This window comes from Sedimentitalea sp. (genome assembly GCF_039973035.1).
Taxonomy (GTDB): domain Bacteria; phylum Pseudomonadota; class Alphaproteobacteria; order Rhodobacterales; family Rhodobacteraceae; genus Sedimentitalea.
Genome location: NZ_JBDWLR010000048.1, coordinates 1 through 1818 on the forward strand (window position 1 = coordinate 1; position 1818 = coordinate 1818).

Below are 1818 nucleotides of genomic sequence, written 5' to 3' on the forward strand. Positions count from 1 at the left end.
ATTTCAACCTGGTTGATAACCGGGTGAAGGTTCTTTTTGGCGATCTGGAAGCTCTTACCAAGGCTATCGAATCCGATCCGGATATCGGTGTTGTGGTGCTTGAAACAGTTCAGGGCGGCGGCGGTATCGTCTCTGCGCCCGCAGAATACTGGCAAGGCGTTCGTGCCTTATGCGACAAGCACAATGTGCTGTGGGTCGCGGATGAAGTGCAATGCGGCTATGGCCGGACCGGCAAGTTTTATGCGTTTGAACACTACGGCGTCGTGCCGGATGTAACTGCATTGGCAAAATCCCTTGGGGCAGGCAAGGCAGCCGTCGGGGCGATGATCGCCAAACGCGATATCTACATGAAAGCCTATGGCACACCGAAAACGGCAATGATCCATGCGCAGGCAACTTTCGGCGGGATTGGCGAAGCCAGTATTACAGCCATTGAAGGGCTGAACGTTCTTTATGACGAGGATCTGATCGAAAACTCTGCTGTGGTCGGCGAGCATCTCATCTCTCGTCTCAACGATATCAAGGACAAATATCCGAAGATCATCAAGGATGTTCGTGGTCTTGGATTGATGGTCGGCCTGGAATTTCAGGATTTCTCAAAGACTATGCCGATGGTCATCCGGCCGATGTTGTCCGTTTTGGATGACAAACTGAAAGGCTCGCTGTCAGGGTTCATTGGTGCACAGCTGCTGCGTGACTACGACATTCTTGTTGCCTTCACGGAATACAATCGCAACGTAATCCGACTGGAACCACCTTTGGTATGTACAAAAGAAAATGTCGATACATTCTGCGATGCATTGGATGACCTTCTGTCAAAGGGCATCGTCAGCATCGTCAAGGATTTCATCAAGTCCCAAGCTGGATAAGCGAGCGCCAAGCCGATCAAACGAAACAAGAGAGCCCGCATTGTAAGCGGGCTCTTTTTTTTGTGTCTTTGTCTCGAAGGTTTTAGTTTCTATTTTATGGAAGCTTTTGGGTCGCCTGCGTATGAAAATACTGGCTTCCAAATCTCTACCAGAACCAGCAGAAGCGGGAACATGTAAGGCAGGTAGATCCTGTCATCGGGCAATGGGAAGGTGACAAATTTTCCACCCATGCAGAGGGTTAGCGCAATGACGGCCATCCATTGCCCCCGTGTGATCGTCACACCCCTTCTCACCAGAAGCGCAAACCCCAAAAGGAAGACGGCCAAGATCATCAACCAATTATAGGCCTGGACCGTTCGCGCCAGGTTTATCAGCAAGGCTTTGATGTAAAGGACCACATCAAATGCTGGGGCGAAGCCTCGCATGTCGTCCTGATACTCTATGTTTGCATAGTAGAAATGCGGCCACCATCCAGGATGTTCCACCGAACCGACAACAGGGAAATACAGGAAGAGACAAGCGGCAAAAAACACCAGGTAAATCAGTCTGTATTTGCTCACGGCCAGTGCGGCGAGGAAAAGCGCGAAAAACAGCAAGATTCCGTCTGGTCGAACCAGAAACATAAGGAACAGGAATGGGGCAGCCAAAAAGGCCTTTTCCCGACAGATGTAGTAGATCGCCGACAAGCTGAATACAGTCATCATCAGGTCTGGCGTTGCCTCGCGGGCCGAGAACGCATAGCCGATCAGGATGGATACCGGGCCAACAACCAGAAGCCCCTGAATGAAATTCTGCCGAAAGCTCCAAACCGCGATCAATAGTCCGACAAGTGCAGCCGACAAGGTTGAGATTATGGTCGTTGCATGCACGCGCCCGGAAAATTCGCTCAGGAGTTTTATGGTCTCGATATAGGCGACTTTCACCCTGAACATAGGAAACAGGGAGACGA

Annotated in this window: 2 protein-coding genes; one reads left to right on the top strand and one right to left on the bottom strand. The window is 50.8% G+C overall.

Annotated elements, in window-relative coordinates; genetic code table 11:
• A partial coding sequence (locus ABJO75_RS12030; protein ID WP_348432488.1) for an aminotransferase class III-fold pyridoxal phosphate-dependent enzyme occupies positions 1-869 on the top strand: 869 nt, incomplete at its 5' end.
• 89 nt (positions 870-958) lie between these two features.
• Here the strand turns inward: ABJO75_RS12030 and ABJO75_RS12035 are convergent.
• A partial coding sequence (locus tag ABJO75_RS12035; RefSeq protein ID WP_348432489.1) for a hypothetical protein occupies positions 959-1818 on the bottom strand: 860 nt, incomplete at its 5' end.